This window comes from Amycolatopsis sp. YIM 10 (assembly GCF_009429145.1).
Classification (GTDB): Bacteria; Actinomycetota; Actinomycetes; order Mycobacteriales; family Pseudonocardiaceae; genus Amycolatopsis.
The window spans coordinates 8,185,743-8,209,195 of the sequence record NZ_CP045480.1 but is presented as its reverse complement, the minus strand read 5'-3'; the positions used below and the strand labels follow the sequence as shown (position 1 = coordinate 8,209,195).

Genomic DNA, 23,453 nt, shown 5'->3' with positions numbered 1-23,453 from the left:
CCCGTGCGCCGCCGGATGGCAGACTCTTGCCCCGTGCGTGTTTACCTTGGAGCTGACCATGCGGGCTTCGAACTGAAGAACCACCTGGTCGAGCACCTGCGCGAGCAGGGCCACGAAGTCACCGACGTCGGACCGGCCGAGTACGACCCGGCCGACGACTACCCCGCGTTCTGCGTGGAGGCCGCCCGCCGGGTGGTCGCCGACGAAGGCAGCCTCGGCATCGTGATCGGCGGCTCCGGCAACGGTGAGCAGATCGCCGCGAACAAGGTCCCCGGCGCGCGCGCCGGGCTGGCGTGGAGCGTGGAGACCGCGAAGCTGACCCGTGAGCACAATCACGCCCAGCTGATCGGGGTCGGCGCGCGGATGCACACCACCGAGCAGGCGGTCGAGATCGTCGAGGCGTTCCTGGCCACCGAGCCGTCGCCGGACGAGCGGCACGGGCGCCGGGTGCGGCAGCTGCTGGACTACGAGCGGACCGGAACCCCGCCGGCGCTGCCCTGATGCCGGAGGGGCACACCCTGCACCGACTGGCGCGGCTGCACAAGCGGCGCTACGGCGGTGCCCCGGTCGAGGTGAGCAGCCCGCAGGGCCGGTTCGCCGCCGAGGCGTCCGTTGTGGACGGTCAGGTGCTGAAAACCGCCGAGGCGTACGGAAAACACCTGTTCCACGACTACGGCCCGGCCGGGGTCGTGCACGTCCACCTCGGGTTGTACGGCACCTTCGGCGAGGCGAAGCTGCCCGCGGCCGAACCGGTCGGGCAGGTGCGGATGCGGCTGGTCGGCCGCACCCACTGGACCGATCTGCGCGGGCCGACCCGCTGCGAACTGCTCGACGAGGACCAGGCCGACGCGATCAAGGCGCGGCTCGGTCCGGACCCGCTGCGCCGCGACGCCAAGCCCGAGCTGGCCTGGCAGCGCATCTCGGGTTCACGCACCTCGATCGCCGCGCTGCTGATGGACCAGTCGGTACTGGCCGGGGTGGGCAACGTCTACCGGGCCGAAGTGCTGTTCCGGCACGGTGTGGCCCCGATGCTGGCGGGCAGGACACTGGACCGGTCGCTGTGGGATGCCATGTGGGCGGATCTGGTGGTCCTGATGCGCGACGGCGTGCGCACCGGCCGGATCGACACGGTCGCCGACGAGCACCTGCCCGAGGCCACCGGCCGCGCACCGCGACAGGACCGGCACGGCGGTGAGGTCTACGTCTATCGCCGAACCGGTCAGCCGTGCCTGGTCTGCGGCACGCCGGTCGCCTTCCAGGAACTGGCCGGGCGCAAGCTCTACTGGTGCCCGACCTGCCAGCCCGCCTGACCGGACTGGCTACCCGAGAGAGCCCTGATCAGGTAGCGGGCTCGCTCGAGTAGCCAGTGTCAGTGGTCATCAATGGTCATCAGTGGTCAGAAGCCGCCGCCGAAATCGCCACCGCCGCCGAAGTCTCCGCCACCGAAATCGCCGCCGCCGAAGTCGCCCCCGGCGTCGCCGCCCGCGTCACCGCCACCGGCGTCCGCCTCGGCCGCCGCGTCCTCCTGGCCCGCGTCGTAACCGGACTCCCACGCCGAGGCGCTGGCGATCCCGGCCATGCCGGAGAACATCGCGCTGAACAGCAGCATCGAGCCGAGGCCCCAGGCACCCGCGACCAGCGCCGGCTTCCACCACGGCTCGCTGTACCAGCCCTGCGGCACCGGCCGCCCGGCCACGCGGCCGCCGGGGTAGTAGTGCGGGGTGTTCGCGCTCGCCTCGGGCGAAGCCTCGTAGTGCTGGCCTTCGACGTCGACCGAGCGGTACTCGGTGACCTTGCCCGCGTTCTCGCGCTCGGGGTCGCGCGGCAGGTCCGGACCGGGGTCCATGCCCATCGCGATCCGCGCCGCACGCACGTAGTAGAGGCCCTCCACGGCGGTTTCCTTGACCAGCCGGGCCTGTTCCTCGGTCCGCGCCTGCTCCATCTGGGAACCGGCGGCGTTGTAGCGCTCGGCGGCGTCGGCCATCGCCTGCTGCGAAGCGGTGTCCGAACCGGTCAGGTTGAGCACCTGCCCGCCGAGGCGTTCGAGCAGGCGGCGGGCGTCCGCCTTGGCGTCCTCGAGCCGCTGCTGCTTGGCCGCGGCGTTCTTCCTGGCGAGGTAGAACCCGCCACCGGCCACCAGAACGACGAGAACGATCAGCGCGACCGCGGTGCCCATGGCGACTCCCTCGTTGTCGGTCTTCTGAACCGGACAACGAGGACGCCCCGCCGGGTGTTCCCCCGAGGGGGTGGCCCGGCTCACGCGGGGGAGGAGTGAGCCGGGCCCGTCCTCACCAGGCGCGGCCGACGGTGTAGGAGTCGGTCCAGATCTTCTGCAGGCGGACCACGTCACCGGACTCCGGCGCGGCCCACATCTGCCCGTCACCGGCGAAGATGCCCACGTGGTAGACGCTACCGCCGGAGTTGGCGAAGAAGATCAGGTCGCCGGGCTGCATGGCCGAGCGGTCCACGGTGGCCACCGCGGCGCGCTGGTCGCGCGAGGTGCGCGGCAGTTCGATGCCCAGCTTCTGGTGGACGAACTTGGTCAGCCCGGAACAGTCGAAGCTGTCCGGGCCGGTGGCGCCGTAGCTGTAGGGCTTGCCCTGCTGCTCGGCGGCGATTTCGACCAGGCTCTGCCCGGCCGGCTTCTTCTGCTCGGCTTCGGTGTGGGAGACCCCGCGGTGTTCCGGGGCCTCGACCGGAGCGGGGGCGTCCGCGGTCGGGGAGGCGGACGCCGTGCCGGGCAGGGACAGGAGCGCTCCCGCGCCGGCGACGAAAGCTGCGGTCACGGTGCCGAGCCGCCGGGAGCGGCGCGGCAGCGATGCGGTGGACACCAATCGTCCTCCAGTGGTGTTTCGTGCGTGTCGGGGACATCGGCCCAATCGGCCGATCACGGGACGATAAACACGAAGTGCCCTGGATTTCGAAATGAAAGGATTCCCGGTTCAGGTGATGGTCACTACAGATCACGTCCAGATATCGGGGCGAATTCCCAGCTCCAAGTGAACAAGACAGAGTTCTGCCGCTGGAAATCATGTGACGCAGATCACAGGATAGGCGGTGCTTTAGGTCACCCTTTCGGTTTACGGCCGGTCAGTATTCGCACCGGAACCTCCTCGGTGAACCGGCCGTCCGGTTGCGCGGCGGACAACGCCTGGCGAAGATCTTCGTCGAACAGCTTCCACTGCTCCGGGGCCAACCGGTCCCGGGGCGCGGCCGAGTAGAAGGACCCGATGAACTCGTCGATGCCGAACACTTCGCGGTAGTCCGCCCGGTGCTCACCGACCCCGGTGTACCCGGTCTTGACCAGCAGTTCCGCGTACTCCGCGCGTTCTGCCCCGCTGGTCCCGCAGGACGGGAAGCGCAGCGGGCCGAGCCACTTCGACGAGGTGTCCCGCAATGCGTCTACCCACGGGGCGTCCTGGGTCCAGACCGGCGTCCCGTTGGCGATCACCGCGATCCCGCCGCCGGGCTCGAGCAGCGGCCACAGCGCGGTGAACACCGTTTCCGCGGCCATCCAGTGCAGTGCCTGGCCGATGGTGACCAGGCGCAGGCTTTCCTCGCCGAGCAGCGCTTCCAGGTCGGGAATATCGCTGTCGTAACCGATCAGCCACGCGGTGTTGCCGATCCCGGCTTCCTTGGCTTTGCGCCGGGCGTGGGTGAGCATGTCCGCGGACGGGTCCATGCCGATAGCGCATCCCGCGTGCGCGGCCAGCGGTACGGTCAATTGCCCGGTGCCGCACCCGAGGTCGAGTACCTTCGAACGTTCTCCCAAAGCGAACTCCCCGGCCAGGAATTCGATCTCCTCCGGCCGATATCCCCGCCGGTATTCGGCGTAGTGGTCCGCGGCGTCCCCGGCGAATGTACCCGCTCTGCTCATGCGGGGGATTCTGGTCGGTGAAATCCCGCGGTGGCAACAAATTCAGCTGCGGGCGATCGGCTCGGGTGGAACCATCGCCGCCATGTCCAACGCCGTTTACCTGATCACCGGCATCTCCGCGGCCGGGAAGTCCACTGTGGCCCAGGAGCTGGCCGAGGTGCTGCCGTCGGCGGTGCACCTGCGGGGTGACCTCTTCCGCAAGATGGTGGTCACCGGCCGCCACGAGATGTCGGCCGAGCCGACGCCGGAGGCGATCGCGCAGCTGCGATTGCGGTACCGGCTGGCCGCCGCCTGCGCCGACGGGTACTTCGAGGCCGGATTCGACGTCGTCTTCCAGGACGTGATCCTCGGCGAGTACCTGCCGGAGGTGATCGGCCTGCTGCGCAGCCGCCCGTTGATCGTGGTGGTGCTCGCGCCCGATCCGGCCGTGGTGGCGGAGCGCGAGCGTGGCCGGGCCAAGAGCGCGTACGTGGGCTACACCCCGGAGATGCTCGACGACGAACTCCGCCGGAACACTCCGAAGGTGGGCCTATGGCTCGACTCCTCACGACAGACCCCGGCCGAGACGGCCGCCGAGATCCTGGCCCGAGGCTGGTCGGAAGGCCGCGTGGAGTAGTCGCTACTTGCTCCCGCCGACAACTTTGCGGTACAAAGTCCAAGTACTTTGAAACGCAAAGCTGAGGGGACGTGGTCAGGATGGCGGGAGAGAGTCCTCCGGAGCTGTCGGCGCGCGAGTCGCTGGAGCTGATCGACCGGGAGTCGGCGGCGGTGGCCAAGCGGCTGGACGGGGGCGGCGAGCACCTCCCCGGCATGTGGGCCGTGCTGTGGTTCCTGGCGTTCGCCGCCTGGCATCTCGCCGGTGAAGGCTGGCCTGGGCCGCTTTTCCCGCTCTGGGTGCCGGGCGTGGTGATGACCGTGCTGATCGCCACCGGTGTGGTGGTCTCGGCGGTCGTCGGCATGCGCTCGGGCAAGGGCGTTCGCGGATCGTCCTCGCGAGCCGGTGCGATGTACGGCTTCAGCTGGACGCTCGGCTATGCCGCGCTGGTCACGGTGAACCTGCTGCTGATGGCGAAGGGACTGCCCGAAGAACTCATCGGACCGCTGTGGGCGGGCACCACGATGGGCCTGGCAGGCGCGCTGTGCCTGGCCGGTGGCGCGCTGTTCCGCGACACCCTGTTCTACGGCACCGGGGTGGTGCTCCTGGTGACCGCGGTCGGCGCGGTGCTGGCCGGGATGGACTACCAGTCCGCGGTGGTGGCGTTCGGCGGGCTGATCGCGTTCGGCGGGTCGTGGCTGCTGGGCCGCCGGAGGTGCCGATGACCGTGGAACTGGACCCGGTCATCCACGCGCAGGCCCGGCTCCGGGTGACGGTCGCGCTCGCCGCGCTCGACGAGGGCGACTCGATCTCCTTCCCCCGCCTGCAGGACCTGCTGGGCATGACCGCCGGGAACCTGTCGACGCACCTGCGCAAGCTCGAGGACGCGGAGTACGTCGAGATCACCAAGACCCACCAGCGCCGCACCCCGGTGACCTACGTGACGCTCACCCGTCGCGGGCGACTGGCCTTCGAGGACTACACGGCGGCGTTGAAGTCGCTGCTGGACGGGAGCGAGTGATGAGACCCATCGAGGTCGGCGCGCTGGCGAAGCGCTACGGGCGCACGACCGCGCTCGACGGCATCGACCTGCACGTGGAGGCGGGGCAGGTGTACGGGCTGCTCGGCCGCAACGGCGCCGGGAAGACCACGCTGATGCGCGTGCTGCTCGGCCTGGTCAGGCCGGGCTCGGGCACGGTGCGGGTGCTCGGTCACGCCCCGGGTGATCCGGCCGTGTTCCGCCGCATCGGCGCGCTGGTCGAGGGTGCGGCGTTCTACCCGCACCTGAGCGGCCGCGACAACCTCCGCCTGCTGACCCGGTACGCCGGGCTCGCCGAGTCCGAAGTGGACAAAGCGCTGGAGCGGGTCGGGCTGAGCGGCCGGGCGGACGACCGGTACCGCGGGTACTCGCTGGGCATGAAGCAGCGGCTCGGCGTGGCGTCGGCGCTGCTGGGCTCGCCGGAACTGGTGGTGCTGGACGAACCGGCGAACGGCCTGGACCCGGCCGGCATGGCGGCGCTGCGCGAGCTGATCCGGTCGATCGGGGACGAGGGCGGCACGGTGCTGCTGTCGAGCCACCTGCTCGGCGAGGTCGAGCAGGTCTGCGACCGGGTCGGGGTGATCCACGCCGGGCGGATGGCCTTCGAGGGCACGCTGGCCGAGCTGACCGCCGGGCGTTCGCTGGAGGAGCGGTTCTTCGAGTTGACCGGAGAAGGCGACTGGGCACCGTCGCCGGAGCGGAGGACGGCATGAGCGCGGTCGCGGTAAGAGCCGAGCTGTTCGCGTTGCGCCGCCACCCGGCGGTGTTCATCGTCAGCGGGATCTGGTTCGTCCAGATACTCGGGTTCAGCTACCTGCTGGTGTACCTGATGCGCGGCGGACTGTCCTCATCGGACTCGGAGGCGCTGCTCGGGGCGCTGCTGCCCGCCGGGCTGGATCACTACATCCTCGGCGGCCTGCCCGCGTTCGGCGGCCCGATGGCGCTGATCCTCGGTGTCATACTGTCCACTTCGGACTATCGATGGGACACGCTGCGCACGCTGCTGATGCGACGGCCGTCGCGGATGTCCTTCCTTGGCGGCAAGTTCGTCACGGTGCTCGTCGCCGGCCTGGTGCTGTCGGCGGCCACGCTGCTGGCCAGTTTTGTCGGCGGCATGGGCGTGGCGGTGGCTTCGGGACGGTCCTTCGCACTGCCGGGGCCGGGTCCGGTGCTGCTGGTGTTCGCCGCGATCTGGCTGGTCCTCACGGCGTGGGCGGCGACCGGGTTCGCGATCGGCATCCTGGTGCGGGGCGTCGCCGCCGGTATCGGTGTCGGCCTGCTGGTGACCGTGCTGATCGACCAGGTCTCGGCGCCGTTCGCCTCGCTGCCGCTGATCGGTGCGCTGCGGACCGGGCTGCTCGGGGCGAACTCCGGTTCGCTGGCGACGGCGTTCGGGGTGCGGGAGGCGCCGGGCGTGGTGGAGACGACCAGCGGCCCGGTCGCCGCGCTGGTGCTGGCGGCGTACGTGGTGGTGTCGTTCGGCGTGGCCGCGGCGGTCTTCCGGCGTCGTGACGTGGGATAGCCAGCGCGACTAGAACACGTTATAGTTCTGCGCTGTGAAGTTCTCCCTCTCGATTGCCATGAGCCCGCTGGACCAGCTCACCGAGCTGGCGGTCACGGCTGAGCAGAGCGGTTTTTCCTCAGTGGTGCTGCCGGACTCGCTGTTCTACTCCGAGGAGGTGTCCGCCGACTATCCGTACACGCCGGACGGGAACAGGTTCTGGAACGAGGGGACGCCGTGGGCCGATCCGCTGGTCGCGACGGCGGCCATGGGCGCGGTCACCACGGAGATCGAGTTCTACACGTCGGTGCTGAAGCTCGGGTCGCGGAACCCGGTGCTGCTGGCCAGGCAGGTGAACTCGGTGGCCGCGCTGACGGGCGGCCGGTTCGGGCTGGGGATCGGGGTCGGCTGGACGCCGGAGGAGTTCGAGTGGTGCGGCGCGCCGTACGCGCGGCGTGGCGCGCGGGTGAACGAGGCGATCGAGGTGCTGCGCCTGATCCTCGACGGGGGGATGGTCGAGTACCACGGTGAGTTCTTCGACTTCGACAAGCTGCGCATGAGCCCGACGCCGCCGAAGCGGGTGCCGTTCTACGTGGGCGGGCACACCGAGGTCGCGCTGAAGCGGGCGGTGAAGTACGCGGACGGCTGGTCGTCGGCGATGATGAAGTTCGACGATCTGCGGTCCACCATCGAAAGGCTGCGTGTGTTGCTGGCCGAGGCCGGCCGCGCGGACGACCCGTTCGAGTACCAGGCGGTGTGCATCGACAGCTTCGGTGTGGACGGTTACCGGGCGCAGGCGGAGATCGGCGTGACGGACGTGATCACCATGCCCTGGATGTTCGACGGCATCGGTTTCGACGGTGAGCTGGGCGCGAAGAAGGACTCGATCCGGAAGTTCGGGGACGAGGTCATCGCGGTGGTGGGAGGATCATGAGCATCACGGTCAGCTGGGACACCGAGGCAGAGCAGCCGCCCGCGCGCCTGGCGGCGTGGCGGTCGATGAACGCGGTGGTGCGCGGGGCGAAGGAGGAGTGGCTGGACCTGTTCGCCGCGGACGCCACCGTCGAAGACCCGGTCGGCCCGTCCTTCTTCGACGAGGAAGGCAAGGGTCATCATGGCCGCGACGGCATCTCGGCGTTCTGGGACAAGACGATCGGCCAGGTGGAACGCTTCGAATTCACCATCCGCGACTCGCACGCCGCGGGCGATGAGGTGGCGAACGTCGGGACCATCACCACGTACCTGCCGGGCAACTACCGCGTGGACACGGATGGCGTCTTCGTCTACCGAGTCGGCTCGGATGGCCTGATCCGCTCTATGCGCGCCTTCTGGGAAACAGAACGCGCCATGGCCACGGCGAGGGAAGTCAAGGACTGACTTCGGGCGTGACGAAAGCGGCGGTCTCCCTTGGCTTGGGAGACCGCCGCTTCGTCGTGTCTGACCTGCGGTTTTGCTGTTGGAGCGGGCGACGGGAATCGAACCCGCGTAGCCAGTTTGGAAGACTGCTTGACCTGGGCTTTTGTCCTCGGTGGGCTGGCACGGCCCCGGTCCTGAGCTGCCCCGGTTGACCTTGGCTGACCGCCCCTAATGGCACGCGGCTGGCACGACTTACGGCGCCCGCCACACCCCACCCTGCTTCCCGACACGAAGCCCAGAACGCGGCCGGTGGTGCCGGGTCAAGGCGCGCTTTCCCGCCTTGACGCGGTGCGACCGGCCGTTGTCACGATCAGGCGTCGGGATGGCTGCACCGTCCGTGACCTTCGTAACGGAGCGTACCTACTGATCGACTCCCGCTGAACAGAACTCTACGGGGGTGGCTCCGATGCCGATGCGCGCCGCTGGCGGCTACCGGGCTCCGCCCGCGCGTTCGGCGGGCGCACCGCCCGGCCGCCGGGCGAAGCGGAGCGGGAGCTCGGTGTGTCGGTATGGATGCGCCCGCCGCGCGCGGGCGGCGAGCTTGAGCCGCACCAGCGCGCCGCCGTCGGCGGCGCGCCTTGATCCCATAGAGCCAAATTCGGCAGAGCGTTAATGTCATCGAAAGTTGGTAGCCTGATGCCGCCACAAGCATCGAAAGCCGCGAAAGTATCTCTATATCGGCTGCTCATCAATAAAGGCCAGAGTCTTGAACTCGGGATTCAGAAGAAGTACGTGGAGAGAGATGACTTCTCCATGGTGGAGACGGATGTAGCTGGCTGTAAGAGTTTATTCGTGTATGGGATTATTCCTAACGAGGACCCTAAGTGGGCGCAGCATGCTAGGCAGGTTGCGTCAGTGGATTTTAGTGTGAGCAATCAAACTTCTGCAGGTTTGCTAATTGTGCGACTGAATGAGGGGCGGGACTACAGCTATTGTCTTTCGTGGAGCATGGGACACATAGTCGTCAATTCGACATTTATAGACGATGGATTCGGTCTCAGGTTTGCTCTACGTAAGGGCGACTCAAAGTCAATCAGTAGCCTCACTTCGCACGCCCTGGAGACTGTCCCTAGGACTGCTCGTACATCAGTCTTTGGGGGTTCGACGCTTGACGCGTTTGGGTTGGAGGAGATTGGCGAGATAGTAAGCAGATTTGTTGGAGGTATTGAGGCGGAGGGTCTTACCTGCAGTATTCGCCCTGCTTCCAGGTCTGCCTCAAGGAGTGGGAAACCTCGGCCGTCTAGGGTGATTACGGTCCGTGGGTCGGATGCGCTTGGTATGCCGTTGGCTTTATCCCCTGTGGACCTGATATCGGATCTGAACCTTATCGACAGAGTTCTGGCAAGTGATGTGGTCAATGAAGAGTTCAAGCATTTGGAAGACACGCAGCCGCTGCGGCCAGGAAATGGAAAGATTCCGAATCTGGAGGAGCGGCTTGCTGCTGAGTTGCATCTAGGGGGAAGTGGTATCGCGCTCTGCTGGCCTGCGGAATTTGACGAAGACCCCGGGGAAATTGCGAGATACAAAATCTTGGGAACCGGCAATCGGCGAGGTGTCCTGTATGATGAATTGACGTTGGAGTACTTGACCGCACCGCTAGACGGGCTCTCTGATTCTGGGAAGGTGGCAAAACTTCGGTCGATGAGAATTCAGGGGCAATCGGAGGATGGATCCGCTCTTACGAGAGAGATACCCGCTGATAAATGGATACTTTTCCAGACGTATTTCGAGGATCGGAGGTTCGTTCTCCATCGAGGTCGCTGGTATCACATTGGTGGCGCATATCTCGATCTTCTTAAAAGTCGACTGGAGAGGATATTCAAGAATCGTTGCGATATCAAATTCCCTGCATGGCCAAAGCAGGAAAAGAAGAAAAAGGATGGCGGTGAGTATGTAGGTTGGGCGGATGAAAAAGTATACAACGATAAAATCGTTGGCGTGCAAGAAGGCTACGTGTCACTAGATCGTAAGATGATCAAAACGAAGCAGCATCCACGCGGATTCGAGTCGTGCGACTTCCTGACTCCAGATGGTCGACTGGTGCATGTTAAGCGACTGGACGACTCTGTTGCGGCAAGTCACTTGTTTAATCAGGCTGCAAACTCGGCTGAAGCGTTGGTGCATGACGATGAAGCTAGGGCGAAATTCTGCGCTAAAGTTAACGAGGTTAGCGCTGGCGCGCGTAGTCTGCCCGGAGACTTCAAGCCAACATCCGTGGTCATTGCCTTTGCTGGCAGGAAAAGCAATCCTGAAGATTTATTTACTTTCTCGCAAGTTAGCTTGAATCGCTGCGCTCGGGACATCAGCTCGCTTGGCCTAAATTTGGAGATATCGATCATTGAGGAAAGTGAAGATATTTTTACTGATTCCGACCAGGCGACTTAAGGCTGATTTGCCGATATGACTACAACGAATTCCTTAACTGAAGTGTGGATTATTGCTATCTGAAAGTGCGTGCTGCAATCGCAGTTTAGTTGAAGGATGAATGCTGAGATCTTTAACATGCTTCCCGTCGACCCAAAGGCATTCGGAGCTTTCATTGCTAGTTCGGAGCATGCCGCCTGTTGGTTTGGCGCGGAAGCAGATGGAGAATTCTTGGCGTACTTCGCCGTCGTCGTAGGCTATGACGTGGTTGGGGTTGGAGTAGATGCCGATGAGGCCGGTGACTTCGCATTCGATGCCGGTTTCTTCGCGCACCTCGCGGACGGCGGTCTCGGTCAGTGTTTCGCCGAGTTCGAGTTGTCCGCCTGGGATGGCGTAGAGGTCGTTGTCGGTGCGGCGGATCATGAGGATGCGGCCTTCGTCGTCTTGGATGAAGGCGGAGACGGCGACGGCGATGCTGTTGGCGGCTGGGGCGTTCGGGTCGTGGTAGAAGTCGCGGCGGGCCATGGTGCCTCCTAGAAGGTGGCTGGGCGGGCGGAGTTCCAGGCTGCTTCGAAGCTCTCAGAGTAGGTCTCGAACAGGTCCCCGGCGGAGAGCCTGCGCAGGTGCAGTGCGGGCGCGTGGGCGCCCTGGAAGCCGTAGACGTGGGTGTTGATGATCATCTCGTCGTCCCAGCGGAAGATCGAGTTGTAGAGCGTGGTGTTGTGGAACCGCATCTCGATGCCGTCCACGTCGGCCAGCGGCCGGTAAAAGGCCAGGGCGTTGCGGACGCGAGCGGCTAGCGTGCCCTCGCCAAGTTGTTCCTCTTCGCTGCGCAGGGCCACGCTGTCCCCGTCCGGGTCGCCGAACGCGAGGCGGACGCGGGCACCGTCGGCGGCCTTCTGGGCTAGGTCCTTCACGAAGCGCGGTCGCTCGACCAGGAACAACGCGGCGTGGACCAGGATCTCGATGGTCTGGCCGGCATCCTTGATGAGCCTGTCCCACAGGTCGGCCGGGATGGCGTTGCGGTGCGGGAACACGTTGACCACTTCGGCCGCTGCGGTCTCGGCCTTGCGTTCCGCGGCTACCGCCTGCGGCCACAGGTAGCTCTCCGACTCGCGCGCCAGAGCGGCCAGCTTGTGCCGGTACTTCGGGTACGGCGTGCGTCCCTTGGTGATCCAGCGTTCGACCGTCTTCGGGTCGACGTTGACGGCCTTGGCCACTTGTTCCGGGTCGAGTCCGTTGCGCAGGAGCGCGTCTCGAAGCCGCTCGTTTGCCATCTGCACCCCTCCGGGGACTAGTAGGGACGACTTCGACCGTACCAAGGACGTCCCCAGATGTCCCGCCATGTGGTGATCACGTCCGCCGATTTGGCGGAAATTGGGTGTCACGTTGCCGGGACAGGCCCGGTGACCAAGCCCAAGGAGGCAAGTCCATGGCGATCCCGGGTGGATACCGATTCTCAGTGCCCTTCGATGACGTGTTCCCGGAGGGCGCGTACGTGCTCGGTGTGGAGCAGGCGTTCGACTGGGACAAGAACGGCCACAAGACCCCGGCGAAGGATGTGGCGTCCGGCAAGCTGGTGTGGAACGTGCAGATCACCGACCCGTCGGCCAAGGGGAAGAACACGGGCGCGGTCGTCAAGATCTCGGCGGACGTCCAGCCGGTGCCGCCGGAGACGCTGCCCGGTCTGCCGTTTCGTCCGGTGGTGTTCGAGGGGCTGACCGCGACGGCGTACGAGCAGAACGGCCGTGTCCAGTTCAGCCTTCGCGCGAAGGGGATGCGCGCTCCGGCCAGCACGGCGCAGAAGGCCAGCGGCGGGAAGTCGGCCGCGTCGCAGCAGCAGGCAGCAGCGTAGGGGCCTGCCATGCGCGACACGGTGCAGATTCACGTGAGTGCGGACCTGCCGATTCGTGCCCGCGCGCTGACCTACGCCAACCGGGTCGAGGTCCGGTTCGGCAAGGCGTTCCCGGTGGCCCTGCTGATCGACGGTGACGCGCTGGACCACTTCTCCGCCGCACTCGCCGAGGCCCGCGCCGGACTGGAGGTCGTGGCGGCTCGCTCGGAAGGTGGGACCGATGGCGACCAATGACGCGGTCCGCGCTTGGGAAGCGGTCTACCAGCGGTACAGCGATCTCAGCAGCGGCACCCCCGCCGGGATGGATTCGGCCGAGACTGCTGCGGAGCTAGCGCGGTTGTCGAACGCCGTCGCCTATGCGTGGCGGACTCTCGCCGCTGAGGCAGTCCAGCCCTGGTGGGTCGTCGCGGCTGTCGAGACCGCCGCTCAAGCCTTCGTTGCCCAAGCGCAGCAATGGCATATCCGCTCGAAGCAGGAAGAAGCTCATGGTGTTCAACGCGACATGGCATCCGGGGCCGGAAGCGGTCGCGGGCATGCGGCAGCTTGGTTCGGCCCGGGAGCTGGCGGCGTTGGTGATCCATCTCGATCCCGACCGCATGACGATCATGCCTCCGTCCGACCCTTCCCAATGGCCCAGGTTCGTTTCTCTCCTCCGGCAAATCCGCGACGGGGCGGATGAGCTCGCGGCCCATCTCGATCGGACCGGTGTGCCGGGAAAGGACGGTGACATGACCGAATAGGACAGTCCATAAGGGAACGACTGCGATAACGCGCGACGGGTCGTGCGGCGTACAAACACGCCCTCGTGCGTTTTCCTTGTCCCATAAGGCGCAGAAGCGGAACCTGGCTACCAACCTTGCCGCTCCTGCGCTGTCAACACCTCGCGGAGTCGACAATGGAAACGCTAGACGACAACAACTTCGGCGCGCCAGTGGGGGTCACCCGGATGCGCGCCACAATCCGCCACCAGGCCGAAAGCCGGGGTGGTCGGCAATGAGCAGGAATCTTCGTTCGCACTGGGTGGACCCGGCGCCGTTGGAGGTGGCTCGTCCTCGCCTGCCGTGGTGGACCATGCTGCCCAACGGGGTCAAGCTGGCGCTCTCGCCGGTGATCCTGACGTGGCTGGTGTGCTGGGTGCTGTTCCAGCTTGGCCGGGTGGTGGTGCGCTATCCGCTGCTGGTGACAGTCGCGGTGCTGGCCGGAGTCTTGGACGCCGAACTCGGGCACTGGGGCCTCGGGATCGTGGCGGCCGGTGTGGTGGTGCTGCTGGTGTTGTGGTGGTGGCTGCACCGGGACTCGTTCCGGCGGGTGGTGGTGCCGCAGCCTCGCACGGAGTACCGCCGGTTCGCGGTCTACGCCTGTCAGTGGCGCACGGTGATGCGGCTGACCGACTTGACGAAAACCAGCCGTGGCAAGGAATTCCGGCCCAAGCTCGGGCACCTGCGCTCGGAGGGCTGGCGCGACCGGGTCCGCGTGAAGATGATCAAGGGGCAGGCGCCGGAGCAGTGGGAGTTGCGGGCCTCGGGGCTGGCGCACTCATTCAAGGCCACTGGCTGCCGGGTGCGGGTGCGCAAGCCGGGCCGTCTGGAACTGGACTTCCTGCACCATGACCCCCTGAGCAAGCCGGTTCCGGTCCCTGCACTGGGTGCGGAAGTGGACCTCAAGCGGGTCCCGGTCGGCCGTACCGAGACCGGGAAGCTCTGGCGGCTGCGGCTGCTCGGGACCCACCTGCTCACCGTCGGCGCGACCGGTGCGGGCAAGGGCTCACTGCTGTGGTCGGTGGTATGGGCACTGGCCCCGCTGATCCGTACCGGCTCGGTGCGCCTGGTGGGCATCGACCCCAAGGGCGGCATGGAACTGGGCCAGGCCCCGGAAGTCTTCGACCGGGTGGTGTTCGACAACGGCCCCGACGCGGTCGCCCTGCTGGAAGAGATCGCGGCCACAGTGAAGGAACGCGCCACCCGCTACCGGGGACGCCTGCGGTCGTGGACTCCGGCGACCGGTGACCCGTTCCTGTTGCTGGTGGTGGATGAGCTGGCGGACGTGATCGCCTACCAGCCGGACAAGCACCTGCGGGAACGTGCGGCGCGGGCGGTGCAGACCATCACCAGCCAGGGTCGCGCCCCCGGTGTCTGCGTGCTGGGCCTGCTCCAGGACCCGCGCAAGGAGATCGTGTCGTTCCGGCACCTGTTCTCCACCCGGATCGCGATGCGCCTGGATGAGCACACGCAGGTGGACATGGTGCTTGGTGATGGTGTGCGGGAGCGCGGGGCTGCGGCGCACGAGATCTCCGAGCAGACACCCGGCGTCGCCTGGGCCAAAGAGGACGGTCGTCGGGAACCGCTGCGGGTGCGTGCCTTCCACGTCACGGACGCGAACTTGGATGAGCTGGTCGAGTACGTCACGGGGAAGGCAGTGCGGCGGGCTGAGGTACTGCCGTTCCGGGGGCGGGACGCCGAGGGTGGTGCTGCGGCATGACTCGGGCGGAGCGGATGGCGTTGCCGTTGTCGGCAGAGGTCATCAAGGCCACAGCGGAGAAGCACGGGGTGTGCGTGCGGCCGTTCACGATGGAGGTGGGCGACCCGGACACCGGCGAACTCAAGTACGTCCCGGTGCCGTGCGGGTCGACGGTGGAGAGCGTGTGCCTGCCGTGTGCGCGCAAGGCCAAGGCGTTGCGTCAGGTCCAGTGCCGGGAGGGCTGGCACCTCACCGAGGAACCCGACTTCACCTCGGCGCCGCCGAGCAAGGAACAGACCGAACTAATGGAGTTCCGCGCTGACCTGGTGCGGGCGTACCAGCGCAACCGGGACAACGAGGTGGAGGCCGAAGAGCTGCGGGAGGAGGTCCGCTCGGTCGACGCGGAGCTTCGGCAACTCGGGATGCGGGGTCGGCTGCCGGTGCTGGACCCGCCGGCCAAGGCAGGCGTGAAGCGCTCGACCAAGCGTCGGCAGGATGCGCCGAACCTGCCCCGGCGGCGGGTGGCCAAGACGACGGTGGGCCGGGAGTTCGCCGGGAAGTACCGGCCTTCGATGTTTGTCACGCTCACGTGCGACACCTACGGGCGGGTTCGTGAGGACGGCTCACCGGTCGATCCGGACACCTATGACTATCGGCGGGCGGCTCGGGATGCGGTGCACTTCTCCGCGCTCGTGGATCGGTGGTGGCAGAACCTGCGCCGGGTGGTCGGGTTCGACGCGCAGTACTTCGCCACGGTCGAGCCGCAGAAACGCACGGCGCCGCATCTGCACGCGGCAATCCGCGGTTCGATCCCGCACGAGGTCATCCGCCAGGTCACCGAAGCCACCTACCACCAGGTGTGGTGGCCCAACCACGACCGGATCGTCTACGGCGACCGGATGCCGCTGTGGGACCCGCACGCCAAGGCGTTCGTGGACCCGGAGACCCGGGAGCCGCTGACTACATGGGATGAGGCGCTGGAAGAGGTCGAGCAACCGGCGCACGTGGTGATGTTCGGCCAGCAAGTCCACTCCAAGGGCATCCTCGGCGGCTCGGAGGAAGCCGGGCGGCACATCGGCTACCTGACGAAGTACCTCACCAAATCCACCGGTGAAGTGGTCGAGGCCAGCACGGCCAGGCAGCGGGATCACCATGATCGGCTGCACGCTGAACTGTCGATCACGCCGTGTTCGCCCCGGTGCGCGGTCTGGCTGCTCTACGGCGTCCAGCCGCAGGGCGTCACGTCGAAGACGATCCCGGGGCACTGCAAGGGACGGGCACACCGCCGGACCACGCTCGGGCTGCCGGGGCGTCGGGTGCTGGTCTCGCGCAAGTGGTCGGGCAAGTCGCTCGCCGATCACCGGGCCGACCGCAAGACCTTCGTGCGGGACATGCTCGCCGGAGTCGGGATCGAGAAGCCCGAGCGGGACGCGTCGCGGCTGATCTGGCGCAAAGTCGACTCCTCCGACCGTGACGTGCCGCCCCGCGCGCACCTGCTCATGCACGCCATCTCAGAGCGCATCTCCTGGCGGGCCGAGTACGACCGGGCGCTACTCGCGGCACAGGGGCCACCAGGCGACCAAGAAACTTCGGCAATTCCGCAGGCTGCCTGATCAGGGGGAGAGATGGAGAGCAAGTACCTGAACGTGACGCAGGCGGCGACCTACCTGGGGACCTCGGTGCGGTTCATCCGGCGACTGATCGCGGAGCGGCGCATCGCGTTCCACAAGGTCGGTGCGCACGTCCGGATCGCGGTCGGTGATCTGGAGTCGTTCGTCCAGTCGGGCCGGGTGGAGGCGATCACGAGGAGGGTGGCGTGATGGCGAACCAGAAGGGGCGTCGGCGGTTCGGGAGCACGCGAAAGTTGCCTTCCGGTCGCTACCAGGCGCGGTACGTCGGACCGGACAACTTGGTGCACCCTGCACCGAAAACCTTTGCCACGAAACGGGATGCCGAGCAATGGCTGTCCGTTGTGGAGTCGGAGATCATCAGCGGAGATTGGCTCGATCCTGAGTTGGGAAAGGTGTCCTTTTCGGACTATGGGGAGGCGTGGATTCGTGAGCGCAAGGTGTCGCGGCGGGTGCGGGATGAGTACGCCAGCATCTGGCGCAACCACGTCGAACCGTTCCTCGGGCGGCATCATGTGAACCGGGTCACGCCGGAGATCATCCGCCGGTGGCGGTCGAACCTGCTGGACTCAGGGCGGTCGGAGGACCGGACAGCCAAGGCGTATCGGCTTGTGCGCTCGATGTTCACCACGGCGGTGGACGACGGCCGGATCAAGCGCAACCCGTGCCGGATCAAGGGTGCCGACCAGCACCGGACCCCGGAGCGTCCGCATGCCTCGATCGACGAGGTGTACGCCCTGGCGGATGTGATGCCGGAGCGGTACCGGTTCCTGGTGCTGCTGGCGGCGTTCTCCGGCCTGCGCTGGGGCGAGCTGGTCGCGCTGCAACGGCGGGACTTCAACGTCAAGGCGATGACGGTTCGGGTGGCTCGGCGGGCGTCGCAGGCGCAGAACGGGGAGATCAGCATCGGGCCGACCAAATCCGCGGCTGGTGTTCGGACCGTGGCGCTTCCGGCGTTCCTCTCCGGCGAACTGGTCAAGCACCTCGACGCGTACGCCGAGGCCGGGCCGGACGGGCTGGTGTTCGTCGGCAAGGCCGGGGGCATCCTGCGCCGGGGCAACTTCCACCGGGAGACGAAGTGGACGACGATCGTGGTGGCGGCTGGCCTGCCCAAGGGCTTCCACTTCCACGACCTGCGGCACACCGGCAACCAGCTCGCGGCCGAGGCCGGGGCGACCACGCGGGAGCTGATGCAGCGGATGGGGCAGAGCACGGTCCGGGCGGCGTTGATCTACCAGCACGCGACCAGCGCGCGTGATCGACAGATCGCCGAGGAACTGGACGCGCGGGTCAAGAAGCAGCGTCGGAGCTAATGGCACGCTAATGGCACGGACGAACGAAGCGGCGGCCTCCCTGGACCCGGGAGACCGCCGCTTCGCTGTGTCTGACCTGCGGTTTACTGCTGGAGCGGGCGACGGGAATCGAACCCGCGTAGCCAGTTTGGAAGACTGGGGCTCTACCATTGAGCTACGCCCGCGTGCTCCCGGAGGACCGGGTGCACAGGCAGCTTACCGGTTGCCGCTAAGCTGGGTGCAAGCCACCCGGGGGTGGCCGGTTCTACGGGATGTGGCGCAGCTTGGTAGCGCATCCGCTTTGGGAGCGGAGGGTCGCAGGTTCAAATCCTGTCATCCCGACCAGATGGCCTCTGGCCAGCGAAGACGGCGGTTCGCGGACCGCAGCGAGGGAGACGCCTCGGCGTGGCCGGGCGGCGGATCATGCAGGTCATGCGCAGAACTCTTGCCTTGCTCACCGCGGCCGCCGCGACTGTGGTCCTGGCCGCGACGCCCGCGGCCGCCGGCACGGTCAGCACCGACTACGTCTGCAACAGCGGCTCGATCGTGTCCTTCCCCGCGACCTACCTGACGACGATCACCGCCCCGGCCACGGTCGTCCAGGGGGAGACCGCGACGGTCCGGATCGAATACACCGGCGTGGTGCCCTGGCACTCGGACACCCCGGCCGGCACCTACGCCGGTCACGGCGGGTTCATGCTCGGCGGTGCGGCGACCGGCTTGGTCAAGGCACCGGGGCTGGCCAACCCGGCGATCCGGGCGGGCGAGGTGATGCGCTTCGTCGGTGCGAGCGCGCAGGTGACCTTCCCCAACAAGGGGCAGGTCACCTTCACACCTGACCGCTTCTACTACCGCGCGGCCTGCATCCTCAGGGGCAGCGGTCCGGCGGGCGTCGCCGCCACGACGAACGTGCTCTGAACCAGGCTCACGGCCCGGGCCGGTCGTCAGCCAGTGTCGCGGCCATCGACGTTCGTGGTCACGAAACGAAATGACGTCGCGAATACCTGCTGCAGCGCCCCACCGGCGAGCGCGGGATGCGCGGTTTGCCGTTCATCGTGGCGTCGGACTCACGCGGTGGGTCCAGAGGTCGCGTAGCAGCGCGATTTCGGCCATGTGGTGGATGAACTCGAGGTTGACCCACCACAGCACCGCGACGAACGGCACATCAGGGTCCCAGCCGTTGGAGAAGGTGCCGAACCCGGTGATGTCGAGATCGCCGGGTTCCAGTGCGTTCACGTCGTCGCGCCATTGGGTTGCGGTCGCCCAGAAGCGGTCCACCGCTTCGGTCGCATGTGGACTGAACTCGACGTCGCGGGTGGGCCGGGTGCGGGCGCCGAAGGTCCATTCCCAGCGGCCGTCGAAGCTCCACTGGAGGTGGCACAGCCGCCAGGCGATCGTGGTCACCGGCGCCGGATCGGGGTCTTCCGGTGCGTCGTCCAGTACCCACTCACCGGTGCCGAGCGGCTTCGGGCTCACGGCTTCCCCTCGGCGGCGCAGCGACCATGCGCCGGGCACCGGTTCCCACAAGTACTCGTCGTCGGTCAGGTCGGCCAGCCGGGGTTCGTACTGCTCGCGGGCCCGGTCGAACTGGTCGACGAGCAGGCCGAGACGGTCCGTGCGCACCTGATCCATGAACGGGCAGCGTAAACCGGCTCCGCTCGGCGCACGAATGGTTTTCGAGTCCGTGCCCCGCGGTCGTGGAGGCCGCCAGGGGAGTGGAAACTTGTAGTTCCACCCGCCGATCGATGGGAGCTGACGCCAGTGGCACGTCTTCATGTCGGCTGCGCGATGTGGACCCACAAGGCGTGGCCCGGGCGGTTCCTGCCGCAGTCGCTACCGGCCACTGAGCGCCTGCGGGCCTACGCCGGCTGGTGCAACGCGGTCGAGGGCAACACCACCTTCTACGCGACCCCCGCCCGGAACACCGTCGCGACCTGGGCGCAGCAGACCGACCCCGGCTTCCGGTTCGTGGTCAAACTCCCCAAGGTCGTCACACACGAGCGCCGGTTCGCCGGGGTCGAGGTCGAGATGCGGGCGTTCCTGGACGCGATCGAACCCCTCGGCGAACGGGCGGTCCTCTGGACCCAGCTGCCCGGCTCGTTCGGCCCTTCCGACGTCGATGCCCTCGGCCGCTTCCTGCGCCGGCTCCCCGCCGACCGCCGACGAGCCGTGGAGGTCCGTCACCCCGGGTTCTTCACCGACAAAGGTGCGACATCGCTGTTGGAGGGGGCGCTCGCCGACGCGAACGCCGAGTGGGTTCCGTTCGACACCACGGTTTTCTTCCAGAGCCCACCGGTCAGCGAAGCCGAGCAGGAGACCTGGGCCAAGAAACCGCGGCTGCCGCGGCGGACGCGGGCACTGACCGACCATCCGATCGTCCGCTACCTGGGCCGGGACTCGGCAGAAGAAACAGCCGAGGGATGGCGACCGTGGACCGAGGTGGTCGCCGCCTGGCTGCGTGAGGGCCGGACGCCGACGGTCTTTGTGCACACCCCAAACAACAACGACGCGCCGGCGCTTGCCCGCCGCTTCCACGACGACGTGCGAGCGCTCGTGCCCGGCCTCGACGCGCTGCCCGAGCCGGAGCCGGTCGAGCCCGCGACGCTGTTCTGAGCGACTCCAGACCGATCCTGCTCAGCGGACGGTCGGGGCTCGTGGCGTGACTCGCCACGTCGACGATGGAGCGTGCCTCGCCGGGCGTCGAGCAGGGACGCTCACATGCGGGTCGGGGCGGCGATGCCCAGTAGGCCCAGGCCGTGTCCGAGAGTGCGGGCGGTGAGGTGGCACAGCGCCAAGCGGTTGCCGCGGACCGGGTTGGGGGCTTTGAGCACGGGGCAGACTTCGTAGAACGTGGTGAACGCGCGCGCGAGTGCGTAGAGGTAACCGCAGAGGCGATGGGGTTCCAGCGTCTGGCTGACGTCGATCAGGGTGTTGGCGTAGGCGTCCAGTTCCAGCGCCAGCGCCCGTTCCGCCGCGGTGAGGGGGACGGTCGCGTCGATCACCGGGTCGGCATCGCCGGCGTTGCGCAGGATGGAGCTGATGCGGGCATGGGCGTACTGGAGGTACACCCCGGTGTTGCCGGCGAGGGCCACCATCCGGTCGACGTCGAAGGTGTAGTCCTTGATCCGCGACGTCGACAGGTCGGCGTACTTGACCGCACCGATCCCCGCCTCCTCGGCGATGCGGTCCAGCTCGGCGGGCTCCAGCCCGGGGTTCTTCTCCGCCACGACGGCGCGTGCGCGTGCCACGGCATCATCGAGCAGGTCCATCAGCCGGACGGTGCCGCCCGCGCGGGTCTTGAAGGGGCGCCCGTCCGAGCCGAGAACGGTGCCGTACGGCACGTGCGCGGCCTCGATCTCCTCGGTCAGCCAACCCGCGCGGCGGGCGGCTTCGAAGATGAGCCGGAAGTGCAGTGCCTGACGGGAATCCGTGACGTAGAGCAGGCGATCCGCCCGGAGAACACGGATGCGGTAGCGGATCGTGGCCAGATCCGTGGTGTCGTAACCGAAGCCACCGTCGCGCTTGCGGAGCATGAGCGGCACCGGCTTGCCGTCCGGACCGGTCACCTCCGCCGAGAAGATCACCACCGCGCCTTCGCTTTCGACCGCGATCCCGGCGTCCTTCAACGCCGCGACGGTCTCGGCGAGCAGCGGGTTGTAGAAGGATTCGCCGACCGAGTCCTCCGGGGTGAGCAGAACACCGAGCCGGTCGTAGATGACGCGGAACGCCTTCTCGGACTCGGCGACGATTTCGCGCCAGCGGGCCACCGTATCGGGTTCCCCCGACTGGAGCGCCACCACGCGCGTCCGTGAGCGGTCCGCGAAAGCCGCGTCCGCCTCGAACTCCGCCCGCGCTGCCCGGTACATTTCGTCCAAAGTGGACGTTGCTGACGGGTGCTCGTCGAGGTACTGGATGAGCATCCCGAACTGCGTGCCCCAGTCGCCGAGGTGGTTCTGGCGGATCACCTCCGCGCCGAGAAAGCCGAGCACGCGGGCGAGGCTGTCCCCGATGATCGTCGTGCGCAGGTGGCCGACGTGCATTTCCTTGGCGATGTTGGGTGCCGAATAGTCGACCACCGTGCGGCGGCCCAGCTCCGGCGTGCCCATGCCGAGCCGCGGACTCGCCAGCCGGGCCGAGATCTGTTGCCACACCGCATGATCGGACACCGTGATGTTCAGGAAACCGGGCCCGGAAAGTGCGGTTCCTTCACACAACGCGGTATCCACCGCATCGCGCACTTCGACGGCGAGTTCGCGTGGTGAGGTGCCGACGCGCTTCGCGAGCGAGAGGGCGGAGTTGGACTGGAAGTCGGCGTGCTCGGATCGGCTCACCACGGGGTCGGCTCCCGCCAGTTCGGGGCGCGCGCGGCCGATCGCGGTGGCGATCGCGGCGGTGACCTGGTCCAGCAGCGGCGGTACCTCGTTCACGGCATCTGCCCTTCCGGTGGTGATGCCGACCAGTGTTCCAGCCGTGGCCAGCGGTTTTCCGCCGCGACCGGGGTGTGCCCGCCCCGCTTCGACCGTCACCTGATCAGGTGAGAGACTGCGGGGTGTGACCCAAGCCACGCTGCACATGCACCAGAAGGTCACCTTCGCGGTGAACCGCTACGAGATCTTCGCCGACAACGGCGGCGAGCCCGGTCAGCTGATCGCGTTCGTCGAGCAGAAACGGTTGAAGTTCAAGGAAGAGGTGACGATCTACACCGACTCCTCGAAGAGCACCGTGCTGGCCAGGTTCAAAGCCCGCAAGGTGATCGATCTCGGCAGCGGTTACGACGTCACCGACGGCGGTGGCCAGTCGATCGGGCTGTTCCGCAAGGACTTCGGCAAGTCGCTGGTCAACTCGACCTGGCACCTCGACCAGCCGGGCAGGCCCACCGTCACCGGCCGCGAGCGCAACGGCGGCATCGCGGTGCTGCGGCGGCTGTGGAACGTGCTGCCGATCATCGAGAACATCCCGTTCCCGTTCCGCTACCACTTCGACTTCGCCAGCGACGGCACGCCGGTGTTCAGCGTGGACAAGAAGACCTGGCTGCGCGACCACTACCGGATCGACATCGCCGACGCGGCGATCGACCAGCGGCTGGTGATCGCGCAGGCGGTGGCGGTGGACGCGCTGCAGGCCAGGTAGGCCGCACGCTGGTCGGCCGCGCCCTCCGGCTGGAACCAGTTCGTCCTGCATCTGCTGCTGATCCAGGTAGGACTGCTCGATGGTCTCCCATTCCGAGGTGTCCATCTTCCCGGCCATCATCACGCCCTCGCCGAGAATGGTCGACGTGGCCGCGGCGAAGGTGCCCAGTGCGGCGACGGCGGTCAGGCCGCCGGTCGCGACCGCGCCGACGATCGCCGCGGCGGAGGCGATCAGGAACTCGAACACGGCGTCGTCGTCGGCCTCTTCCTTCTGACGGCAGGCCTCGCTGCCGGAGGCCA

29 protein-coding genes and 2 tRNA genes are annotated in these 23,453 nt (G+C 67.2%); 22 read left to right on the top strand and 9 right to left on the bottom strand.

Features of this window, described 5'->3' with window-relative positions; genetic code table 11:
* Positions 1 to 33: 33 nt before the first annotated feature.
* Positions 34 to 501 (top strand): ribose-5-phosphate isomerase, encoded by a 468-nt coding sequence (locus YIM_RS38830; RefSeq protein ID WP_194239892.1) that lies wholly within the window; start codon positions 34 to 36, stop codon positions 499 to 501.
* On the top strand, positions 501 to 1,310 hold the full coding sequence (locus tag YIM_RS38825; protein WP_153035116.1) for an Fpg/Nei family DNA glycosylase: 810 nt from the start codon (positions 501 to 503) through the stop codon (positions 1,308 to 1,310). The genes YIM_RS38830 and YIM_RS38825 overlap by 1 nt, the downstream gene beginning before the upstream one ends.
* A gap of 86 nt (positions 1,311 to 1,396) precedes the next feature.
* Here YIM_RS38825 and YIM_RS38820 read toward each other — a convergent pair whose 3' ends face one another.
* The 3 genes from YIM_RS38820 to YIM_RS38810 all read right to left on the bottom strand — a co-directional run bounded on the left by YIM_RS38820 (position 1,397) and on the right by YIM_RS38810 (position 3,877).
* The gene (locus YIM_RS38820; protein WP_153035115.1) at positions 1,397 to 2,176 is read right to left on the bottom strand and encodes a hypothetical protein; all 780 of its coding nucleotides are present in this window, start codon (positions 2,174 to 2,176) and stop codon (positions 1,397 to 1,399) included.
* 112 nt (positions 2,177 to 2,288) lie between these two features.
* On the bottom strand, positions 2,289 to 2,831 hold the full coding sequence (locus YIM_RS38815) for a C40 family peptidase (protein ID WP_370468911.1): 543 nt from the start codon (positions 2,829 to 2,831) through the stop codon (positions 2,289 to 2,291).
* A gap of 236 nt (positions 2,832 to 3,067) precedes the next feature.
* Positions 3,068 to 3,877, bottom strand: a complete 810-nt coding sequence (locus YIM_RS38810) for a class I SAM-dependent methyltransferase (RefSeq protein WP_153035113.1) — start codon at positions 3,875 to 3,877, stop codon at positions 3,068 to 3,070.
* 82 nt (positions 3,878 to 3,959) lie between these two features.
* On the opposite strand from YIM_RS38810, the gene YIM_RS38805 reads away from it, so the two are divergent.
* From YIM_RS38805 to YIM_RS38775, 7 genes are all read left to right on the top strand, one after another.
* A complete protein-coding gene (locus tag YIM_RS38805) occupies positions 3,960 to 4,493 on the top strand; it encodes an AAA family ATPase (RefSeq protein ID WP_153035112.1) in 534 nt (177 codons plus the stop codon).
* 80 nt (positions 4,494 to 4,573) lie between these two features.
* Positions 4,574 to 5,197 (top strand): hypothetical protein, encoded by a 624-nt coding sequence (locus tag YIM_RS38800; RefSeq protein ID WP_153035111.1) that lies wholly within the window; start codon positions 4,574 to 4,576, stop codon positions 5,195 to 5,197.
* Positions 5,194 to 5,493, top strand: coding sequence for a transcriptional regulator (locus tag YIM_RS38795; protein WP_153035110.1), 300 nt, complete (start codon positions 5,194 to 5,196; stop codon positions 5,491 to 5,493). Before YIM_RS38800 ends, YIM_RS38795 begins: the two co-directional genes overlap by 4 nt.
* The gene (locus YIM_RS38790) at positions 5,493 to 6,224 is read left to right on the top strand and encodes an ABC transporter ATP-binding protein (RefSeq protein WP_153035109.1); all 732 of its coding nucleotides are present in this window, start codon (positions 5,493 to 5,495) and stop codon (positions 6,222 to 6,224) included. The genes YIM_RS38795 and YIM_RS38790 overlap by 1 nt, the downstream gene beginning before the upstream one ends.
* Positions 6,221 to 7,033, top strand: a complete 813-nt coding sequence (locus YIM_RS38785) for an ABC transporter permease subunit (RefSeq protein ID WP_153035108.1) — start codon at positions 6,221 to 6,223, stop codon at positions 7,031 to 7,033. The genes YIM_RS38790 and YIM_RS38785 overlap by 4 nt, the downstream gene beginning before the upstream one ends.
* Before the next feature lie 34 nt (positions 7,034 to 7,067).
* Positions 7,068 to 7,946 carry a TIGR03619 family F420-dependent LLM class oxidoreductase gene (locus tag YIM_RS38780; RefSeq protein ID WP_153035107.1) on the top strand — a complete coding sequence of 293 codons (879 nt, stop codon included), beginning with the start codon at positions 7,068 to 7,070 and terminating at the stop codon, positions 7,944 to 7,946.
* Complete coding sequence (locus YIM_RS38775; protein WP_194239891.1) at positions 7,943 to 8,389, top strand: nuclear transport factor 2 family protein; 447 nt, start codon at positions 7,943 to 7,945, stop codon at positions 8,387 to 8,389. The genes YIM_RS38780 and YIM_RS38775 overlap by 4 nt, the downstream gene beginning before the upstream one ends.
* A 468-nt stretch (positions 8,390 to 8,857) precedes the next feature.
* Here YIM_RS38775 and YIM_RS38770 read toward each other — a convergent pair whose 3' ends face one another.
* Positions 8,858 to 9,016 (bottom strand): hypothetical protein, encoded by a 159-nt coding sequence (locus YIM_RS38770; RefSeq protein ID WP_153035105.1) that lies wholly within the window; start codon positions 9,014 to 9,016, stop codon positions 8,858 to 8,860.
* Positions 9,017 to 9,040: 24 nt separating this feature from the next.
* Between YIM_RS38770 and YIM_RS38765 the strand changes: the two genes are divergently transcribed.
* The gene (locus YIM_RS38765) at positions 9,041 to 10,813 is read left to right on the top strand and encodes a DUF6119 family protein (RefSeq protein WP_153035104.1); all 1,773 of its coding nucleotides are present in this window, start codon (positions 9,041 to 9,043) and stop codon (positions 10,811 to 10,813) included.
* Positions 10,814 to 10,846: 33 nt separating this feature from the next.
* Here YIM_RS38765 and YIM_RS38760 read toward each other — a convergent pair whose 3' ends face one another.
* The gene (locus YIM_RS38760; protein WP_153035103.1) at positions 10,847 to 11,317 is read right to left on the bottom strand and encodes an NUDIX hydrolase; all 471 of its coding nucleotides are present in this window, start codon (positions 11,315 to 11,317) and stop codon (positions 10,847 to 10,849) included.
* Between the two features lie 8 nt (positions 11,318 to 11,325).
* On the bottom strand, positions 11,326 to 12,069 hold the full coding sequence (locus YIM_RS38755) for a DUF5919 domain-containing protein (protein ID WP_153035102.1): 744 nt from the start codon (positions 12,067 to 12,069) through the stop codon (positions 11,326 to 11,328).
* Positions 12,070 to 12,254: 185 nt separating this feature from the next.
* Here YIM_RS38755 and YIM_RS38750 point away from each other — a divergent pair, with 185 nt between their 5' ends.
* From YIM_RS38750 to YIM_RS38720, 7 genes are all read left to right on the top strand, one after another.
* The gene (locus tag YIM_RS38750; protein ID WP_228004295.1) at positions 12,255 to 12,647 is read left to right on the top strand and encodes a hypothetical protein; all 393 of its coding nucleotides are present in this window, start codon (positions 12,255 to 12,257) and stop codon (positions 12,645 to 12,647) included.
* A gap of 9 nt (positions 12,648 to 12,656) precedes the next feature.
* Positions 12,657 to 12,881, top strand: coding sequence for a hypothetical protein (locus YIM_RS38745; protein WP_153035100.1), 225 nt, complete (start codon positions 12,657 to 12,659; stop codon positions 12,879 to 12,881).
* 251 nt (positions 12,882 to 13,132) lie between these two features.
* On the top strand, positions 13,133 to 13,387 hold the full coding sequence (locus YIM_RS38740) for a hypothetical protein (RefSeq protein ID WP_153035099.1): 255 nt from the start codon (positions 13,133 to 13,135) through the stop codon (positions 13,385 to 13,387).
* 253 nt (positions 13,388 to 13,640) lie between these two features.
* A complete protein-coding gene (locus YIM_RS38735; RefSeq protein ID WP_194239889.1) occupies positions 13,641 to 15,125 on the top strand; it encodes a type IV secretory system conjugative DNA transfer family protein in 1,485 nt (494 codons plus the stop codon).
* A complete protein-coding gene (locus tag YIM_RS38730; protein ID WP_153035098.1) occupies positions 15,122 to 16,717 on the top strand; it encodes a replication initiator in 1,596 nt (531 codons plus the stop codon). Before YIM_RS38735 ends, YIM_RS38730 begins: the two co-directional genes overlap by 4 nt.
* Positions 16,718 to 16,729: 12 nt before the next feature.
* Entirely contained in the window at positions 16,730 to 16,924 is a 195-nt protein-coding gene (locus tag YIM_RS38725) for a helix-turn-helix domain-containing protein (RefSeq protein WP_153035097.1), read from the top strand.
* Positions 16,925 to 17,127: 203 nt separating this feature from the next.
* On the top strand, positions 17,128 to 18,045 hold the full coding sequence (locus YIM_RS38720; protein WP_228004294.1) for a site-specific integrase: 918 nt from the start codon (positions 17,128 to 17,130) through the stop codon (positions 18,043 to 18,045).
* Between the two features lie 90 nt (positions 18,046 to 18,135).
* Here the strand turns inward: YIM_RS38720 and YIM_RS38715 are convergent.
* Positions 18,136 to 18,209, bottom strand: a tRNA-Gly gene (locus YIM_RS38715).
* Positions 18,210 to 18,292: 83 nt separating this feature from the next.
* Between YIM_RS38715 and YIM_RS38710 the strand changes: the two genes are divergently transcribed.
* Positions 18,293 to 18,369, top strand: a tRNA-Pro gene (locus YIM_RS38710).
* 87 nt (positions 18,370 to 18,456) lie between these two features.
* A complete protein-coding gene (locus tag YIM_RS38705) occupies positions 18,457 to 18,942 on the top strand; it encodes a hypothetical protein (RefSeq protein ID WP_153035095.1) in 486 nt (161 codons plus the stop codon).
* A 132-nt stretch (positions 18,943 to 19,074) separates the two neighbouring features.
* Here YIM_RS38705 and YIM_RS38700 read toward each other — a convergent pair whose 3' ends face one another.
* Positions 19,075 to 19,656 carry a DinB family protein gene (locus YIM_RS38700; protein WP_153035094.1) on the bottom strand — a complete coding sequence of 194 codons (582 nt, stop codon included), beginning with the start codon at positions 19,654 to 19,656 and terminating at the stop codon, positions 19,075 to 19,077.
* Between the two features lie 156 nt (positions 19,657 to 19,812).
* Between YIM_RS38700 and YIM_RS38695 the strand changes: the two genes are divergently transcribed.
* Complete coding sequence (locus YIM_RS38695) at positions 19,813 to 20,637, top strand: DUF72 domain-containing protein (protein WP_153037520.1); 825 nt, start codon at positions 19,813 to 19,815, stop codon at positions 20,635 to 20,637.
* A gap of 101 nt (positions 20,638 to 20,738) precedes the next feature.
* Here YIM_RS38695 and argS read toward each other — a convergent pair whose 3' ends face one another.
* Positions 20,739 to 22,451 (bottom strand): arginine--tRNA ligase, encoded by a 1,713-nt coding sequence (gene argS, locus YIM_RS38690; RefSeq protein WP_228004293.1) that lies wholly within the window; start codon positions 22,449 to 22,451, stop codon positions 20,739 to 20,741.
* A 124-nt stretch (positions 22,452 to 22,575) separates the two neighbouring features.
* Between argS and YIM_RS38685 the strand changes: the two genes are divergently transcribed.
* Both YIM_RS38685 and YIM_RS38680 read left to right on the top strand, forming a co-directional pair.
* Positions 22,576 to 23,154, top strand: a complete 579-nt coding sequence (locus YIM_RS38685; protein WP_228004292.1) for a hypothetical protein — start codon at positions 22,576 to 22,578, stop codon at positions 23,152 to 23,154.
* Between the two features lie 79 nt (positions 23,155 to 23,233).
* Positions 23,234 to 23,428 carry a hypothetical protein gene (locus tag YIM_RS38680; protein ID WP_153035092.1) on the top strand — a complete coding sequence of 65 codons (195 nt, stop codon included), beginning with the start codon at positions 23,234 to 23,236 and terminating at the stop codon, positions 23,426 to 23,428.
* The last annotated feature ends 25 nt before the right edge of the window (positions 23,429 to 23,453 follow it).

Excerpts from the sequence above, each read along its gene's own strand:
- YIM_RS38825 (WP_153035116.1), top strand. The coding sequence starts at position 501 with ATGCCGGAGGGGCACACCCTGCACCGACTGGCGCGGCTGCACAAGCGG.
- YIM_RS38820 (WP_153035115.1), bottom strand. The coding sequence starts at position 2,176 with ATGGGCACCGCGGTCGCGCTGATCGTTCTCGTCGTTCTGGTGGCCGGT.
- YIM_RS38810 (WP_153035113.1), bottom strand. The coding sequence starts at position 3,877 with ATGAGCAGAGCGGGTACATTCGCCGGGGACGCCGCGGACCACTACGCC.
- YIM_RS38805 (WP_153035112.1), top strand. The coding sequence starts at position 3,960 with ATGTCCAACGCCGTTTACCTGATCACCGGCATCTCCGCGGCCGGGAAG.
- YIM_RS38800 (WP_153035111.1), top strand. The coding sequence starts at position 4,574 with ATGGCGGGAGAGAGTCCTCCGGAGCTGTCGGCGCGCGAGTCGCTGGAG.
- YIM_RS38795 (WP_153035110.1), top strand. The coding sequence starts at position 5,194 with ATGACCGTGGAACTGGACCCGGTCATCCACGCGCAGGCCCGGCTCCGG.
- YIM_RS38790 (WP_153035109.1), top strand. The coding sequence starts at position 5,493 with ATGAGACCCATCGAGGTCGGCGCGCTGGCGAAGCGCTACGGGCGCACG.
- YIM_RS38785 (WP_153035108.1), top strand. The coding sequence starts at position 6,221 with ATGAGCGCGGTCGCGGTAAGAGCCGAGCTGTTCGCGTTGCGCCGCCAC.
- YIM_RS38775 (WP_194239891.1), top strand. The coding sequence starts at position 7,943 with ATGAGCATCACGGTCAGCTGGGACACCGAGGCAGAGCAGCCGCCCGCG.
- YIM_RS38770 (WP_153035105.1), bottom strand. The coding sequence starts at position 9,016 with ATGGGATCAAGGCGCGCCGCCGACGGCGGCGCGCTGGTGCGGCTCAAG.
- YIM_RS38765 (WP_153035104.1), top strand. The coding sequence starts at position 9,041 with ATGTCATCGAAAGTTGGTAGCCTGATGCCGCCACAAGCATCGAAAGCC.
- YIM_RS38760 (WP_153035103.1), bottom strand. The coding sequence starts at position 11,317 with ATGGCCCGCCGCGACTTCTACCACGACCCGAACGCCCCAGCCGCCAAC.
- YIM_RS38755 (WP_153035102.1), bottom strand. The coding sequence starts at position 12,069 with ATGGCAAACGAGCGGCTTCGAGACGCGCTCCTGCGCAACGGACTCGAC.
- YIM_RS38745 (WP_153035100.1), top strand. The coding sequence starts at position 12,657 with ATGCGCGACACGGTGCAGATTCACGTGAGTGCGGACCTGCCGATTCGT.
- YIM_RS38740 (WP_153035099.1), top strand. The coding sequence starts at position 13,133 with ATGGTGTTCAACGCGACATGGCATCCGGGGCCGGAAGCGGTCGCGGGC.
- YIM_RS38735 (WP_194239889.1), top strand. The coding sequence starts at position 13,641 with ATGAGCAGGAATCTTCGTTCGCACTGGGTGGACCCGGCGCCGTTGGAG.
- YIM_RS38730 (WP_153035098.1), top strand. The coding sequence starts at position 15,122 with ATGACTCGGGCGGAGCGGATGGCGTTGCCGTTGTCGGCAGAGGTCATC.
- YIM_RS38725 (WP_153035097.1), top strand. The coding sequence starts at position 16,730 with ATGGAGAGCAAGTACCTGAACGTGACGCAGGCGGCGACCTACCTGGGG.
- YIM_RS38705 (WP_153035095.1), top strand. The coding sequence starts at position 18,457 with ATGCGCAGAACTCTTGCCTTGCTCACCGCGGCCGCCGCGACTGTGGTC.
- YIM_RS38700 (WP_153035094.1), bottom strand. The coding sequence starts at position 19,656 with ATGGATCAGGTGCGCACGGACCGTCTCGGCCTGCTCGTCGACCAGTTC.
- YIM_RS38695 (WP_153037520.1), top strand. The coding sequence starts at position 19,813 with ATGTGGACCCACAAGGCGTGGCCCGGGCGGTTCCTGCCGCAGTCGCTA.
- YIM_RS38680 (WP_153035092.1), top strand. The coding sequence starts at position 23,234 with ATGGTCTCCCATTCCGAGGTGTCCATCTTCCCGGCCATCATCACGCCC.